The organism is Bartonella sp. JB63, from assembly GCF_002022665.1.
In the GTDB taxonomy this organism is placed as follows: domain Bacteria; phylum Pseudomonadota; class Alphaproteobacteria; order Rhizobiales; family Rhizobiaceae; genus Bartonella.
Genome location: NZ_CP019788.1, coordinates 917,126 through 933,768, shown reverse-complemented (window position 1 = coordinate 933,768; position 16,643 = coordinate 917,126). Strand labels below are relative to the sequence as shown.

General features: G+C 36.8%; 10 protein-coding genes. 7 read left to right on the top strand and 3 right to left on the bottom strand.

Going from position 1 to position 16,643, the window contains the following annotated elements:
• Positions 1–57: 57 nt before the first annotated feature.
• From ftsZ to BJB63x_RS04115, 6 genes are all read left to right on the top strand, one after another.
• On the top strand, positions 58–1,803 hold the full coding sequence (gene ftsZ / locus BJB63x_RS04140) for a cell division protein FtsZ (RefSeq protein WP_078719121.1): 1,746 nt from the start codon (positions 58–60) through the stop codon (positions 1,801–1,803).
• Positions 1,804–2,006: 203 nt separating this feature from the next.
• Complete coding sequence (lpxC, locus tag BJB63x_RS04135; RefSeq protein WP_078719120.1) at positions 2,007–2,873, top strand: UDP-3-O-acyl-N-acetylglucosamine deacetylase; 867 nt, start codon at positions 2,007–2,009, stop codon at positions 2,871–2,873.
• Between the two features lie 166 nt (positions 2,874–3,039).
• Positions 3,040–3,933 carry an outer membrane protein assembly factor BamD gene (locus BJB63x_RS04130; RefSeq protein ID WP_078719119.1) on the top strand — a complete coding sequence of 298 codons (894 nt, stop codon included), beginning with the start codon at positions 3,040–3,042 and terminating at the stop codon, positions 3,931–3,933.
• Between the two features lie 6 nt (positions 3,934–3,939).
• A complete protein-coding gene (gene recN / locus BJB63x_RS04125; protein ID WP_078719118.1) occupies positions 3,940–5,607 on the top strand; it encodes a DNA repair protein RecN in 1,668 nt (555 codons plus the stop codon).
• A 111-nt stretch (positions 5,608–5,718) separates the two neighbouring features.
• A complete protein-coding gene (ligA, locus tag BJB63x_RS04120) occupies positions 5,719–7,875 on the top strand; it encodes an NAD-dependent DNA ligase LigA (RefSeq protein ID WP_078719117.1) in 2,157 nt (718 codons plus the stop codon).
• Between the two features lie 379 nt (positions 7,876–8,254).
• Positions 8,255–11,110, top strand: a complete 2,856-nt coding sequence (locus BJB63x_RS04115) for an autotransporter outer membrane beta-barrel domain-containing protein (RefSeq protein ID WP_078719649.1) — start codon at positions 8,255–8,257, stop codon at positions 11,108–11,110.
• A gap of 206 nt (positions 11,111–11,316) precedes the next feature.
• Here BJB63x_RS04115 and BJB63x_RS04110 read toward each other — a convergent pair whose 3' ends face one another.
• The 3 genes from BJB63x_RS04110 to BJB63x_RS04100 are packed head-to-tail and all read right to left on the bottom strand — an operon-like array spanning position 11,317 to position 14,630.
• Positions 11,317–13,143: an aminopeptidase P family protein gene (locus BJB63x_RS04110; RefSeq protein ID WP_078719543.1), complete on the bottom strand. Its 1,827-nt coding sequence runs from the start codon at positions 13,141–13,143 to the stop codon at positions 11,317–11,319.
• 17 nt (positions 13,144–13,160) lie between these two features.
• A complete protein-coding gene (locus BJB63x_RS04105; RefSeq protein ID WP_078719115.1) occupies positions 13,161–14,030 on the bottom strand; it encodes a 50S ribosomal protein L11 methyltransferase in 870 nt (289 codons plus the stop codon).
• Between the two features lie 12 nt (positions 14,031–14,042).
• A complete protein-coding gene (locus BJB63x_RS04100) occupies positions 14,043–14,630 on the bottom strand; it encodes an SCO family protein (protein WP_078719114.1) in 588 nt (195 codons plus the stop codon).
• 224 nt (positions 14,631–14,854) lie between these two features.
• Between BJB63x_RS04100 and BJB63x_RS06560 the strand changes: the two genes are divergently transcribed.
• Positions 14,855–16,606: a hypothetical protein gene (locus tag BJB63x_RS06560; protein ID WP_194284778.1), complete on the top strand. Its 1,752-nt coding sequence runs from the start codon at positions 14,855–14,857 to the stop codon at positions 16,604–16,606.
• Positions 16,607–16,643: the final 37 nt, after the last annotated feature.

Below are 16,643 nucleotides of genomic sequence, written 5' to 3'. Positions count from 1 at the left end.
TTTGGTTATTAATTTTCATCGCTTTGGCTTGCGGTGTTTTATGAGAAGGAAAAAAACATGACGATTAATCTACACCGGCCAGATATTGCAGAATTGAAGCCACGTATTACCGTTTTTGGCGTTGGTGGTGGTGGTGGAAATGCTGTAAATAATATGATAAATGCTGGCCTTCAGGGAGTTGACTTTGTTGTTGCTAATACCGATGCACAGGCTTTAGCTATGTCAAAAGCTGAACGTGTGATCCAACTTGGTGCAGCAGTAACAGAAGGTTTAGGTGCTGGTGCTTTACCAGAAGTTGGACGGGCTGCTGCGGATGAGTGTATCGATGAAATTATCGATCATCTTGCAGATTCTCATATGGTTTTTATTACAGCAGGTATGGGTGGAGGCACCGGAACCGGAGCTGCTCCTGTTGTTGCGAATGCAGCACGTGAAAAAGGTATTTTAACTGTTGGTGTTGTGACAAAGCCTTTCCAATTTGAAGGTGCACGTCGGATGAAAACAGCAGAAGCTGGCATAGAAGAGTTACAAAAATCTGTTGATACATTAATTGTTATTCCTAATCAGAATCTTTTTCGTATTGCGAATGAAAAAACAACATTTTCTGATGCTTTTGCTATGGCGGATCAGGTTCTTTACTCTGGTGTTGCTTCTATTACGGATTTGATGATTAAAGAAGGGCTAATTAACCTTGATTTTGCGGATGTTCGTTCTGTTATGCATGAGATGGGTCGTGCAATGATGGGAACTGGAGAGGCATCTGGTGATGGACGTGCTTTGGCTGCTGCAGAAGCTGCTATTGCGAATCCATTGTTAGATGACACTTCTATGAGTGGAGCTCGTGGTCTTTTGATTTCCATTACGGGTGGTCGTGATATGACCTTGTTTGAAGTCGATGAGGCGGCTAATCGTATTAGGGAAGAAGTGGATGCTGATGCAAATGTTATCTTTGGTGCTATTGATGATGAATCACTTGAGGGTGTTATTCGTGTATCGGTGGTTGCGACTGGTATTGATCGTGAGATTAGTGATGTAATACAGCCTTCTAATCCTAAATTTCATCGGCCTGCAGCTTCAATGCGTAAAAGTGATGCTGGAGTAACACAGACTTCTTCTCAATTATCGTCGTTACGTTCTGAATCGATGGTAGAAGTTATAGAAGCTCTTGAAGTAGAAATGAAACAGCCAATTGAAGAGCCGTTTTGTCCAAAAAGTCAGTTTTTTGTGCAGTCTGCAGATACATATACTCCGAGAAGTGTAAATGCTGCTTCTTATGGGCAAAATATGCATGGACAGACATCAAATGCATTACGTATGCAAGTTGGTTGCGTTTCTCAACAGCCTGTCGCTAAAGCAGTGAATATGGAAGCAACAGCGCATGTTCTTGATGACATGACTGGGATTGTAGAACAGAAGAAAAAACAAGCGCAAATGCAATCTCATTCAATGTCAGTACGTATGCCTGAGTTAAAAGATTTCCCATCCTCTATTCGCGGTCAAAGTACAAATTTTTCTAATGCCGATCAAGGACCACGTAATCTTTGGCAGCGCTTGAAACAAAGTTTAACGTATCGTGAAGAAGCTGAACCAGAAGCTCGATTAGAGCCTGCTGTGAATTCCTCTCTGATTAAAGATTCTAATATTTCTAGTACAAAATCTCAGGGAATTTCTCAAGATACTTCTTTGTATGTGCCACGTCATTCTACTGAATTGCAGCAAAACGCGTCTCAAGATCAAAATATTTGTGTTAGTGAAGAGGATGAATTGGAAATACCGGCATTTTTGCGCCGTCAAGCACATTAATGGATAGAAAAATTTATCAAAAAGAGAATTATATATTTCTGTCCATAGTAAAATGGAGGTTTTATTATAGTATAACTTATAGAATTTTATAGAAAGTTTTAAATTTTCTCATTAAACGGTGTTATTATTTACCGTAAAGATAATTTTGATGGTCTTATGAGAGTCCAAAAAAGTTATTAAGAAAATTGAAGTGGTATTATAAGTTGGCGCAAAAATATCAATCGACTCTTAAAGATACATTAATGTTTAAAGGGCGGGGTGTTCATAGTGGACATTTATCTGTTGTAAAAATTTATCCAGCTGATGTTGAATGTGGTATTGTTTTCAAGCGTTCTAGCATAGATGAGAAAGAGCGAATATTTCTAGCGCATGCATCACAAATTGGAGCAACTGAATTATCAACAGTGCTTGGATATGGAGATATAAGAGTTGAAACAATTGAACATTTGATGGCAGCAATTGCTGCATATGATTTGGATAATCTTATTATTGAGGTGTCAAGTAATGAACTCCCTATTTTAGATGGTGCTTCATGGCAGTATTGTCGCGGTTTTGAGAAAACGGGTATTATCCAGCAGACAGCGTTGCGATCTTATTTTGTTATAAAAAAACCAGTGCGCGTTGAAACAGCAAATGCCATGGCAGAATTTTTGCCATTTAACGGGCGTCGTTTTGATGTTACGATTTCTTTTTCTACACCTGTTATTGGCAAACAACATTTAAGTTTTGATCTTACTTCACAGGGATTTAGAGATGATTTGTCTTATTCACGCACTTTTGGTTTTGTAAAGGATGTAGAAAAATTATGGGTTTCTGGGAAAGGAATAGGTTCTTCTTTAGAAAACTCTCTTATTATTGGTCTTGATAATCAAATTATTAATCCAACGGGTACTTATTTTGAAAATGAATTTGTTCGGCATAAAATGCTTGATGCTGTTGGTGATACTGCTTTACTTGGTGCGCCTTTTATTGGATTATTTCGTTCCTATTGTAGTGGACATGCGCTTAATTCAGAATTAGTTAAAGCTGTTTTACGGGACGAATCATGTTACGAAAAAAGCAATGTGTGAATAGAATAAAAAGAAAATTTAAAAAACTTTACCTTGTTCTGTATAATTTTAAAGTGGATGTTAAAGTTAGAATATGTAGATTCTATTAGTTGGTTTAAAAATGATATAATATAAAATTTAATGAGTATCTTTTTGCAAGATGACGTTTTCTGGAGGCTGAAAAATTATGAACAAACCTAATACGTATATTGGGAATATAGCACATAGAAAATTGACTATTATACGCAAAGTTTTGATTGGAATTTTTTTGGGGGGAACTTGCTGTTTAGCAGGATGTTTAGGTAAAGGTAAAAATATTCTTGATTCATCTGTGCATGTTTTAAAAATCGATCCACCGGATGTTTTGTATAATCAAGCGCTTGCTAATCTTGATGCGGGGCGACTTAGTGAAGCAGCAAAAAAGTTTGCTATTATTGAAAAACAATACGCTTATACTGAGTGGGGTCGTAAAGCATTGGTTATGGGCGCTTTTACAAATTATCGGTTAGCTAAGTATGATGATGCAATTAGTATGGCACAGCACTATGTTTCTCTTTATCCTCTGGCTGATGATTCTGCTTATGCTTACTATATTATTGGTCTTTCATCTTTCCGCCGTATTCCTGATGTTACTCGCGATCAGCGGGATACTAAGCGTGCTATTGCAGCTATGCAACTTTTAATAGAGCGCTATCCACAATCAGAATATGTCAGTGATGCTAAGGCTAAAATACGTTTTGGTCGAGAACAATTAGCTGGTAAAGAAATGCAAATTGGTCGTTACTATGAAGAAGGTCGGCAATATTTAGCGGCAGGTAGAAGGTTTCGTACTGTGATTGAAGAATATCCAGATACAAACCAGATCGAAGAAGCACTTTTCCGATTAACAGAAGTTAATTTTGCTCTTGGTTTAACTATGGAAGCACAGACAGCAGCAGCTATTTTGGGGCGAAATTACCCAGAAAGTAAATGGTATAAATTTTCTTATGATTTACTGCAAAAAAATAGTATCTTGCCTCAAGAGCACAAATCTTCTTGGATTTCACGTGTCTTAAGTGGTTATAAGAGTAAGGTGAATTGATTTCATATGCTAGTGCAGCTTTCGATTCATAATATTGTTTTGATCGAAAGGCTTGATATTCACTTTACAAAAGGCTTATCAGTTTTAACTGGGGAAACTGGAACAGGGAAATCCATTCTACTTGATTCTCTATCATTAGCTATTGGTGGACGTGGAGATGCTTCCCTTGTACGTCATGGTATGACACATGGGCAGGTGACGGCTATTTTTGATGTCCCTTTTTTACATCCTGTGCGTCGGCTGATATGTGAGAATGGCTTTGATGATGAAGGTGATATCATTTTACGGCGCGTGCAATCGAATGATGGTCGTAGTCGTTGTTTTTTAAATGATCAGGTGATTAGCGTTGCGTTGATGCGCAGTATTGGCCGCATGTTGGTTGAAATTCATGGACAACATGATGATCGTGCGCTTGTTGATATTGGTACGCATCGCCAATTATTAGATGCTTTTGGTGGTCTTGAAAGTGAAGTAGAAAATTTGCGTGAATGCTATCATGTATGGCATGCGTTAAAGGAGCGTGTGCAACAACAACGTGTCAAAGTTCAAAATGCCACACGTGAAGTTGATTATCTTCGAGCAAGTTTAGAAGAACTTGATAAGTTTGATTTTAAAGCTGATGAAGAAGATGTTTTGTCTCTTCGTCGTGCTGATATGCTTAAATTAGAAAAGATAATAACGGATATTAGAGAGGCTGATGGTCTTTTAAGGGGTCCGAAATCACCAATTCCTATTCTTGCCAATTTGGTAAGACGTTTGGAGCGTAAAATTCCTGAAGCACAGGATTTAATTACACCTATAGTGAAGTCTATTGACGATGCATTACATGCACTTGCAACAGCGCGAGATGGTATTGAAACTGCAATACAAGCTTTGGATTTTGACATTAACGAATTGGAACGAGTAGAAGAGCGCCTTTTTGCACTTCGAGGTTTTTCTCGTAAATATCATGTTTCTGGAACTGAACTGGCTCAGTTGCGCGATAAGATGTGTGCTGAACTTGCTGATTTTGATTCTGCTCAAGCTACATTAGTTCATTTGGAAACTGAGGCTCGAAAAGCGCAAAAAGATTATGACATATTGGCACAAGCACTTTCGATAAAACGCCAGGAAGTAGCACGTCGTTTAGCTTCAAGTGTTATGAATGAATTACCAGCGTTGAAATTAGAAAACGCAGAATTTATCGTTGAAATACAGAGTGATGCTGAAAAATATAGCCCAGATGGTATAGATCGTGTTGAATATTGGGTGCGCACAAATCCTCGAACACGAGCAGGGCCGATATTAAGTGTGGCTTCTGGTGGTGAATTGTCTCGTTTTTTATTAGCATTGAAGGTTGTATTAGCTGAGCGTGGGTCAGCGCCAACATTGGTCTTTGATGAAATTGATACAGGTGTTGGTGGAGCTGTTGCTGCTGCGATTGGACAGCGGTTGCTGCGTTTATCAAAAAATATTCAAGTTTTTTCTGTCACACATGCACCACAGGTAGCATCTAAAGCCCATAATCATTTTCTTATTTCAAAGGTTGAAAGTGTTGATACAGGATGCTTTGTTACGGATATCAATAAAATAGAAAATCATGAACGTGCAGAAGAAATTGCACGCATGTTGGCAGGAGAACAAATTACTGAAGAAGCACGTGCAGCAGCGCAAAAGCTTTTAGCACAGGCATAATTGAGAAGTAATGAAGATGCTAGCAAGCATATGTTCATTTAGATTCGATTCTCTTTATGATAAGCAGCGGGATTTGTGTATAGTCATCACTCAAGATTTGGAATAGAATTTATGGACAAGGATGTGATTAAAAACTTAACTGCTCTTGAAGCAGCAAGTGAGTTGGAATGGTTGGCTAAAGAAATTGCACGTCATGATGTGCTTTATCACCGTGATGATCAGCCTGAGATTTCTGATGCAGAATATGATGCTCTCCGTCGTCGTAATATGGCAATTGAAGTTCTATTTCCTGAATTAATTCGTGCGAATTCTCCTACATCTAAAATTGGCGCACCGATTTCTGAGAAATTTGAAAAATCTGTTCATACACAGCCAATGCTGTCTTTAGATAATGCATTTAATGTTAAAGATGTTAGTGAATTTGTTGAACGTATTCGTCGTTTTTTACGATTTCCAGAAACACAGATAATAGAAATGACAGCTGAGCCGAAGATTGACGGTTTATCTTTATCTTTACGTTATGAGACAGGAAAACTTGTACGTGCTGTAACGCGTGGAAATGGATATATAGGTGAAAATGTTACTACGAATGCGCAAACAATTGCTGATATTCCACAGGTTTTACAAGGTAAATTTCCTGATATTATTGAGGTTCGTGGTGAAGTTTATATGGGACAGAAAGATTTCCAGCTACTTAATGTTAGTCAACAGAAAGAAGGGAAGTTAGTTTTTGCGAATCCTAGGAATGCAGCAGCTGGTTCTTTACGTCAGCTTGATTCACGAATAACTGCAAGCAGATGTCTTAAATTTTTTGCTTATGCTTGGGGTGAAGTGAGTGAAATGCCTGCCGAAAGCCAGATGGAGATGATGGAAAAGCTTAAAGAATATGGTTTTATTATTAATCCGTTAACAAAGGTTTTTGAAAAAGTAGAAGATCTTATTTCATATTATCATTCTATCGAAGAATGCCGTCAATCATTAGACTATGATATTGATGGGATCGTTTATAAAGTTAATGATTTGATGCTCCAAACGCGTTTGGGATTTGTATCTCGTTCGCCACGTTGGGCAATTGCACATAAATTTCCGGCAGAAAAAGCTATAGCACTTTTAGAGGGTATTGATATTCAGGTAGGTCGAACTGGAGCATTAACACCTGTTGCTCGTCTTACACCTATTACTGTAGGTGGTGTTGTAGTTACCAATGCAAGCTTGCATAATGAAGACTATATTAAAGGAATTGGCCATAAGAATGAGTCAATTCGTGAGGGGCGTGATATCCGTGTCGGTGATACTGTGATTGTACAACGTGCTGGTGATGTGATCCCCCAGATTGTTGATGTTCTTGTTGAAAAGCGTCCAAAAGATACTCCTGCTTTTGTTTTTCCTCACTTTTGTCCTGTTTGTGGAAGTTATGCTGTTCGTGAAAAGGGTGAAGCAGTTCGCCGGTGTACGGGTGGGCTTATTTGTTCGGCGCAAGCAATTGAACGTATTTGCCATTTTGTTTCGCGTAATGCCTTTGATATTGAGGGATTTGGTAGAAAACAAGTGGAATTTTTCTTTCACACTCAAGATGAAATGCTTTGTATCCATTCGCCAGCAGATATTTTTACTCTACAACGACGTCAGGAAAATTCTCTGAGACGTTTGGAGAATATGGAAGGTTTTGGAGCTGTTTCAGTTCGTAAACTTTATAATGCCATTAATGCTCGTCGCAAAATTTCTTTAGGTCGTTTTTTGTTTGCATTAGGAATTCGTCATGTTGGTGAGGTTAATGCTCAACGTCTTGCCCGTGCTTACAAAAATTATGATGCTTTTGAGACTGCGGCGATGTCAGCCATTATGCCGAATGATAAATTCAGTGAAGGTAATAAAATTTGGATGGAATTAACCAATATTGAGGGAATTGGTTCTCGTGTTGGTGAAGCGATTATTGATTTTTATCAAGAAGTCCATAACCGCGACGTTTTATTGGCCTTGCTTAAAGAAGTCACTCCTTTTCATGAGGTTCCTATGGCAATAGATTGTTCGTTAGTAGCAGGAAAAATTATTGTTTTTACGGGAACTTTGGAATATATGTCGAGGGATGAAGCGAAAGCCTTGGCGGAACGGTTAGGTGCTAAGACATCCAATTCTATTTCTAAAAAAGTTGATTTTCTTGTTGCAGGTTTTGGAGCAGGATCGAAATTGGCTAAAGCACAACAATTAGGTGTTGAGGTTCTAGATGAAAAAAGCTGGCTCAAGTTAGTTGATGGGCATTATATTTAAGATTTTCATTTTAAACACTGATTCCTATAATATCATTTTTTCCAATAATAAAATACGTGATTATTAAGTGTTATTTTTTATTTAAATTAGTTTTTTTGTTTTTTGGTCAATATTTACTGCATTCTATGTTTTTAGTTCAGCTCTATAAAGTTATTGAGAGACTCTTTCTTTAAGATCGACCTTAAAGAATATTTCTGTTAAGAGATATTAAGTGTTTTTAATTGGTAAAGGTTAATACAGAGATACGGTATGTAATAAAGATACTTTATTTATAATAATAATTTGAAATGTATTTATTGATGTAATATAGTTCATAATGTGTTTATGTGATATTAAATATTTTGATCTTTATTGGGTTGTTACATGTTAAATATTAAATATGCTGCAAATCTTCTCTTCTCTTCTCTTCTCTTCTCTTCTCTCTTCTTTTCTTCTAGCTAAGGCTAATCGTCAAAAAGCTGAACAATGTTCTAGCATACAATTAGACGGTCGTACTTTTACTGTAAAAGAGTGTCTAAGCCTAAACACAGAAGGCCCTATTATAAACCACCTTCTAAAAGGAAGACAATATTATTTGTCGATAGAAAAAGATAAAACAAAAAGGAAGAAACAAATAAAAGAAATCACACCAAATGAAGGGGAAATTGCACTATATGTGTTTAATAATACTATCCTTGATTTGGAGCGTATTAAGATTTCGGGTCCAGTACGAGAAGGTACTCGTATACCTAAGCATATATATGGTGTGCGGGTAGAACAAGAGGGTGCGGTTATTTCAGGTAAAGGAACCTTGAAGGATTTAACAGTAGGTCTTAATGCTGAATCCAATAGTTTAATATACCTGGGATCAGGATCAATTGAGGATAGTGAGGTTGCTGTTTATTCTCGTGGTGATTGGGCTTATATTAGTTTAGATGGGGTCAGCATTAAAGTCGGTCATAAGGGGGTAGGTCTTTTAAATAAGGACAATGCTTCTATTATGATGGGGAGAGAGGAAGGCAAGGGAGATATTACTTTTACGTCAGGTAATGCAGTTTATATAGATACAGGAGAGATTATTTTAGACAATATTGCTATTAGTAATGTTAAAGGAAGTGACGATATTAACCATCAGCATGCTGTATTTTCTTCTACTGTTCAAACTGCTTTTCATATACGTCCAGGTAGTGTTTTAACGATGGAGAAAGGAGATGTTACTCTAGAATATGCACATGGTCTGGTGTTTGATGTTGAAGAGCCGAAAGAAACTGTAAAATCAAGTGAAGAAGCTTTAAAACCAATTGAGGTTGATATTGATGGTACAAATATTCAAGTAAATAGTGACCAATTTTATGGCATGTATTTACATCATCTAGATAAAGATAAGAAGAGCGAACCTTCTAAAAGTATAGTTGTTTCTTTGAAGAAAGCAAATTTTACTGTTCCCAAAAGTACGGTTATTTATAGTGATAAGTCTGATAATAATCATGATCTCAGCCTTAAATTATCGGAGAATACAACTGTTTCTGGTGATCTTTTGTTGCAAGCTAATAGTGGTGTTTTAAAGATTGAGGCTGACCACTCTAAACTAGAAGGTGGTGCTTTAATTACCAATAGAGCTATAGTGGATTTGCATTTGAACAATGGTTCGACATGGACTTTAACAAGAAGGGCACAGCAACAGCAGCGTTTAAATGGTTTGAGTGCTATAGATTCATCTATTTCTACTATGCTTCTTTCAGATAGTAGTGTTATTTTTAAAAAGCCGATATCGAATGTTTATCAAACGCTTCGTATTGGTAAAGGGAGTGGTACTGTTTATACAGCAAAGGGTAATGCACAACTTTATATTAATACTTATCTAAATCAAGGGGGTGAAATTGCTAATCAAAAGACGGATCGAGTTTTAATCGATGGAGATGTATCTGGTACGACTACAGTTCATGTTTTAGCTGTTTCAGGAAGTGGCGGAGATGAAATGGATCGAGTTGGAAATAACAAAGGTATTTCTATTATACAGGTTTCTGGAACAGCTGAGCAAGATTCTTTTAAGTTGTCGAATAATTATATGACCTTAGATAATTTACCTTATCAATATCGTCTTTATGCTTATGGTCCAGGTTCTGATTTAGGTCCTGCGGATCCAAGACAAAGATTGGTTGGAACTAATGGGGAAGAAGGAAATAGAGGTAATAAATCTAATAAAGGTTTTTGGGATTATCGTCTTCAAGTTGAATATATTGATCCTCTTGAACCTCAACGTTCGGAGAAACCAGATTTACCTAAAAAAAGGGTGCTGGCAGTTGTACCACAGCTTCCAAGTTATTTGGTTTTGCCTCATGCTTTATTCCATACAGATTTTGTAGATATGAATAATCAATACGAGCTATTAGAAGCTAGGCGAAATGGGATCAATGAAACTGGTAGCAGTGAAGAGGCAAACTTTTTTATACATGGTTATGGCGGTCATCATCGCTATGCTTCAAATTTGACTGTTTTTGAATATGGTTATAATGCTGATCTTGACTATAATGCTATGATGGCAGGTGTTGTAAAGACATTAGAGAGTAAGCATAGTGCTTTGTCTTTAGGAGCTATAGGAACTTATAGTAGGCTCTCTCTTCAGCCTTATGCTGTTGAACAAAGTCAAAAGAGTGTATTTGATAAATGGTCAGGAAAGTTTTATGCTCACTTACAGCGTGATACAGGCTTTTATATGAATGGGCTTATTTCTTTTAGTTCCTTTAAAGGTATTGTTTCGACTTTGGCTCGAGGGAAAACAGCGACTTTAAAGGGTGATCTTCTGAGTTCTTCTTTAATGGGAGGGCAAGCTATAGTAACGAATTATGATGGGTTTGTTATTGAGCCACAGATACAAGTTATTTATCAGTCTGTCATGTTTGATAAGGCTCGTGATATTGATCGGTTTGATATAGATTTAGGAAATCATAACCAATGGATTGCACGTGTTGGTAGTCGTTTCATTAAAGTTATGACAGGGTCTGAAGAGGAGCGTATAGTTTCTTTTTATAGCAAATTTCATTTTGCGCATAGTTATGAAAATAAACAGATAGTACATTTTAAAAATGCTTTTCAGTTAGGGGCATTTGGTTCTACAGTGGAGGCAGGGCTAGGCATTCATGCCCAATTACTTTCTGAAATAGTGTTTCATGGCGATTTATTATATAAACATAAACTCACTAAAGCAGGTTTCTCTGGCACAAGTATTTCTGGGGGTATACGCTATCAGTTTTAAAGTATAAAAAACGCTTTATTGTTATATCTAACGACTTCTTATCAGTTTTGCTAAAAAACTAGCAAAACTGGTTGAAAGTTCTTAACTTCTAATTTCCAGAAATTAAAATATTTCACTTTTATTTTCACTCTGATCTTTAAAATAAAAATTAATTTTCTTGGAGCTTCTTTGTTTAGATATTTAATTTAAGGGTGTGCGTTTATAAATCAAAGAGGCATTGTAACTTTTTTGAGCCATTTTTTATCTTCTTTATTAAGGTAGGGTACGTTAATTTGGTACACATGGGCATGATAGTCGTTAAGCCACTGTTTCTCTTGTGTTGTTAAAAGCTCTATCAGGATTAATCTTCGATCAATAGGACAATTTGTAAGTGTTTCAAATGATAGCATGTCTATATCACCATTAGCAATTTTTTGAGCTGGTTTGACAATCATCAAATTTTCAATACGAATACCAAAAGCTTGTTCACGGTAATATCCCGGTTCATTCGAAATAATCATACCGGGAATAAGTTCTTGACTTCCATAGCGTGAAAGATTTTGTGGTCCTTCATGAACAGAGAGATAAGAGCCAACTCCATGACCAGTGCCATGTGCGTAATCAAAACCAGCTTTCCATAATACACTGCGTGCTAAAACATCAATATCTTGTCCACGTGTACCTTTAGGAAATTTTGCACTTGAAAGAGCAATCATGCTTTTGAGGACAAGTGTAAAACAGCGTTTTTCTTCTTCTCCAATATTTCCAATTGCTACTGTACGGGTGACATCTGTTGTACCATCTCGGTATTGTCCACCTGAATCAACAAGATAAAGCTCACCAGCATTTAACAGTCTATTTGTTTTAGTGGTTACACGATAATGAATAATTGCAGCATTTTTACCTGCTGCTGAAATGGTATCAAAGGAGAGATCTTCGAGTTTCATTCCCATTTCCTGTGCTGTTATGATACGAAATTTTTCTAGTTTTTTTGCAGCAGAAATTTCATTAATTGTACCTGGTCTTTGTTTATCCAGCCAAGAAAAAAAACGGGTAAGTGCTACGCCATCACGTAAATGTGCTTTGCGTGAGCCATTGAGCTCTGTAATATTTTTAATGGCTCGTGGTAAGATAACAGGATCAGTTAATGTAATAAAAGAGCCGCCTTTTTCTTCAATAATGGTGCGTAATTTTTCACACGTTAACAATGGATCTAAAGCAAAAACCGTACCTTTTTGAACATGATCTTTGATATTTGGAATAAGTTCTTTTGGTTCATATAATTTTGCATAACGTTCCAGATATTGTTTTTGCTCCCTACCAATTTTTTTACTATCAATAAATAAGGTTGGTTTTTCTTTGACTAAAATAATAGCAAAACAAAGGGAAAAGGGTGTATTAGCAACGTCATTCCCACGTATATTGAATGTCCATGCAATAGAAGATGGATCCGTTAGAATAAAGGCATTTGCACCAGATTGCTTTATGTTTTTGCGAATTTGTGACAACTTTTTACCGGTGTTACATCCTGCGTATTCGAGAGGATGAATTGATAAAGGAGTTTGTGGAAATTTTGGTTGATCATTCCAAATGAGATCAATGAGATTAGGTTGGCTTGCTATAAGTTTGCCACCCGTTTTCAATTCTAATGCTTGTCTCAATATGGCTATAGCAGTAATGGTATGAAGCCATGGATCAAAACCAATTGAAAGTTTTTGTCTATTTTTCTCGACCCATTGTGCTAGTGAGCAGGTCGCTAAATCTTCATAATCAAATATACTAGAATCTGTTTGTTGACGAACTTGAAATTTATAACGCCCATCTGTGAATATGATTGCTTTGTCTTTTAAAATCAATGCTATACCAGCTGATCCAGTAAATCCAGTTAGCCAGCCAAGACGTTCAGCATGTTTAGGAACATGTTCTCCTTGATGTTCATCTGTACGTGGTACTAGAAAGCCATCTAGTCCAAAACGATCAAGTTCTTTACGAAGAGCTGCAACACGCTCTGCAGCATAAGCAGGATTTGTTGTTGTTTCAAAAGATTGATACATAACGGTGTTCTTTTCTTTTATTTCAGATGTAAAGTAACCCATCCTTGCTGAAGATATGTCTCAATATGTTTTAGGCCTTTTTTGACATAAGCTTTTAAAACATCATCGCGCTGTTCTTCAAGAATTCCAGATAATATAATAGATCCATTTTTTCGCAATGCTTGTGCTACATCTTGTGCAATTTCGATTAAAGGATTGGCAAGGATATTGGCAACAATAAGATCAAAGGGGGCGCATAATGTGATTTTATCATCACTTAAACCTGTAACTGTAATAGCTGTAACGTATTCTGTAACACCATTGAATTTAATATTATGTTGCGCCACTTGAATAGCTATTGGGTCTATATCAGCTGCAATTATAGCAATAGGTTTGAGCATAGCCATACCAATCGCTAATACCCCGCTACCAGTGCCAAGATCAAGGGCATTTTTTGGGTTTTCATTTTGCATTACTTTGGTAATCATTTCTAAACAACCAAATGTCGTTCCATGATGACCTGTACCAAAAGCTTGATTAGCTTCAATTTCAATAGGCAAAACATTAGGTGGAATGTTTTGTCGTTCATGACTGCCGTGAAGAAAAAAAGGACCAACACATACCGGTTTCAGTCCTTCAAGACTTTGTTTTACCCAATCAATATTAGGTAAAATTTCTATGTTAATTTTATCTGAATCTATTGTAAGAACACGTGAAAATCGTTGGAAGGCACTTTCTTGATTTGCTTGATCAACGTAAAGTGAAATCTCATAAATAACATTTTTTTCATCTATTTCTGTAAGAGCAAGAGGGTAACCTTCTTCCTCAAAGGCTGTTTCCATAAGAGCATAAAACTGCTCTGCCTCATTTTTAGAAGCTTTACAGTACAGACGAACTTGTTGCGACATACTATTTTTTAATTAGTGGTTTGAAATGAGTTTTTTAAGTCGTGTAATAGCGATATCATCTTTTAATTTATTTTCATTTTCTTCAACATTATAGGGGATAACGCCAGCTAATTTTCCACCTTTTTTAAGCAAGAAAATTGCAGCTGTGTGATTATAGGTATAGTTGTCGTCATTTGTTCCGGGTACTTTTTCAGCAACAATTTTAAAAGAGGCAACCATTTTATGAACTGCGTTAGGATCTCCACTTATACCAATGATTTTATCAGTAAAATTGCTTAAATACTCACGAAGCACCTCTGGTGTATCACGTTCAGGGTCAACAGTAACAAACCATATATTTAATTTGTCAGCATTTGGACCAATTGCTGTAAGCCAGCGATTAAGATCCATAAGTGTAGTAGGGCAGCTATCAGGGCACATAGTGTAGCCAAAAAAGATTGCTAAAGGTTTGTTTCGGATGTCAGCTTCAGTTACAATTTTACCATTGGAAGCGGTGAGTGTGAAATTCTCACCTAAAGGCTTATTCCTGAATGTATCATAGGTAAAAACACTAATAAGAAATATAATCGTTAACCCCAGTATGCTCATTATATTTTTCATAGGCTGACTCTCTTAATAAGAATGAGGAAATTATAATGTTTATAACTTAATTTTGCAATCATGTTTTGACATGCGAATCCGAATAAAGGATTGGGTACCGGTATTTCGATACTTTAATTTGATCATTTTGATATTTTTGACAAAAATTCACTTTGTAGTTAAATATGTGTGCTTATGTATGAGAGCATATAAAATTTTTTAGAGACTAAATAGAGAATTTTGCTATGTCCAGGAAATATAAATCTATAGATAAAAACATAGTAGTTGATGATAGAGGATCTGACCGCACTAAAGCTGTTAAGAATTCCAAACGTATCCGCTCAGATGATTTGAGTGATGTTATTAAAAACATAGATGATTTATCTGATGAGGGTAATTTACAGGTTGCTACTGATCACGCTCAGATCCGCGATAAAAATGGGGTTTTTGGTAATGATTCTCTCAAGAAATATGAACTTACAGACGAAGAAATATCGATTGGTTCTGAGAAACTTTATCGTATTATAGCCCTTAGGGATTTTGGAAATGTAAAAGTAGGTGATCTTGGCGGTTTTATTGCAGGTGAAAGCAATTTATCCCATGAAGGGAATTGTTGGGTTTATGATCATGCTCGAGTTTACCAAACAGCTCGTGTTTCTGGTAATGCTCAGATTTTTCATGATGTGGAAGTTCATTGTAATGCAAAAGTTTTTGGTGAAGCTGAGATTTATGATGACGCTGAGATTTGTGATGATGCTACAGTTTCTGGTCATGCTGTGATTCATGGTGATGCTAGAGTTTCTGGCCATGCTGAGGTTTCTGGTAATGCCGAGGTTTATGATGCAGCTGAAATTCGTGACGATTCCAAAGTTTTTGGTAATGCTGAGATTTATGAGAATGCCAGAATTTTTGGTAAATCTAAGGTTTTTGATGATACCGAGATTTTTGGTGCTGCCAATGTTTTTGGCAATGCTAAGGTTTATGATTGTGCCTGCGTTTGTGGTTATGCTAAGGTTTTCGATAAAGCTGAGATTTATGGTAATACCAGAGTCTATAACTTTGCTAAGGTTTACGGGGAAGCGCAGGTTAACGGTAATGCTAAAATTTATAGCTCTGCCAAAGTTTTTGGTGAAGCTGAGATTTCCGATAGAGCCATGGTTTATGGCGGTGCCAGTGTTTATGGCAATGCTAAGGTTCGTAATTATGCCCGCGTTTATGGTTATGCTAAGGTTTTCGATAAAACTGAGATTTACAATGATGCTAAAATTTATGGCTCTGCCAAAGTTTATGAAAAAGCACAGGTTTTCGGCCATGCTGATGTTTCTGGTGAGGCTGAAATTTGTGACGTTGCCAGAGTTTTTGGTGAAGCTGAAGTTTATGGTAATGCTATGGTTTCTGGTAATGCCGAGGTTTCTGGTGAGGCTGAAATTTGTGACGCTGCCAAAGTTTTTGATAATGCTAAGATTTATGGTAATGCTGAGATTTATGGTGATGCCAGAGTCTATAATTTTGCTGAGGTTCACGGGGAAGCGCAGGTTTGCGGTAATGCTGAGATTTATGGTGATGCCAAAGTTCATGGGGAAGCGCAGGTTTACAACAATGCTATAGTTTTCGATAAAGCTGAGATTTTTGGTAATGTTGAGGTTTTTGGTGATGCCAGAGTCTATAACTCTGCTAAGGTTCACGGGGAAGCGCAGGTTTGCGGTAATGCTGAAATTTATGGTGATGCCAAAGTTTATGGACAAGCGCAGGTTCACGACAATGCTATAGTTTTCGATAAAGCTGAGATTTATGGTAATGCTGAGATTTATGGTGATGCCAGAGTCTATAACTCTGCTAAGGTTCATGGGGAAGCGCAGGTTTGCGGTAATGCTGTAGTTCAAGGCACTGCTGAAGTTTATAATCCCGAGATTTTAGATAACATTACAATTAATGAGCAAGTTATTCAAAGAGGAAAAGCTCGTGGAGGGAAAGCTAAATCCTACATAAGTTTATAACGATGTTAAAGTTGTTGAAAATGACAACATAGTATTA

What these genes read in the sequence shown, in the direction of transcription:
- BJB63x_RS04130 (WP_078719119.1), top strand. Translation starts at nt 3,040, where the DNA reads ATGAACAAACCTAATACGTATATTGGGAATATAGCACATAGAAAATTG.
- ligA (WP_078719117.1), top strand. Translation starts at nt 5,719, where the DNA reads ATGGACAAGGATGTGATTAAAAACTTAACTGCTCTTGAAGCAGCAAGT.
- BJB63x_RS04110 (WP_078719543.1), bottom strand. Translation starts at nt 13,143, where the DNA reads ATGTATCAATCTTTTGAAACAACAACAAATCCTGCTTATGCTGCAGAG.
- BJB63x_RS04100 (WP_078719114.1), bottom strand. Translation starts at nt 14,630, where the DNA reads ATGAAAAATATAATGAGCATACTGGGGTTAACGATTATATTTCTTATT.
- BJB63x_RS06560 (WP_194284778.1), top strand. Translation starts at nt 14,855, where the DNA reads ATGTCCAGGAAATATAAATCTATAGATAAAAACATAGTAGTTGATGAT.
- BJB63x_RS04115 (WP_078719649.1), top strand. Translation starts at nt 8,255, where the DNA reads ATGCTGCAAATCTTCTCTTCTCTTCTCTTCTCTTCTCTTCTCTCTTCT.
- ftsZ (WP_078719121.1), top strand. Translation starts at nt 58, where the DNA reads ATGACGATTAATCTACACCGGCCAGATATTGCAGAATTGAAGCCACGT.
- recN (WP_078719118.1), top strand. Translation starts at nt 3,940, where the DNA reads ATGCTAGTGCAGCTTTCGATTCATAATATTGTTTTGATCGAAAGGCTT.
- BJB63x_RS04105 (WP_078719115.1), bottom strand. Translation starts at nt 14,030, where the DNA reads ATGTCGCAACAAGTTCGTCTGTACTGTAAAGCTTCTAAAAATGAGGCA.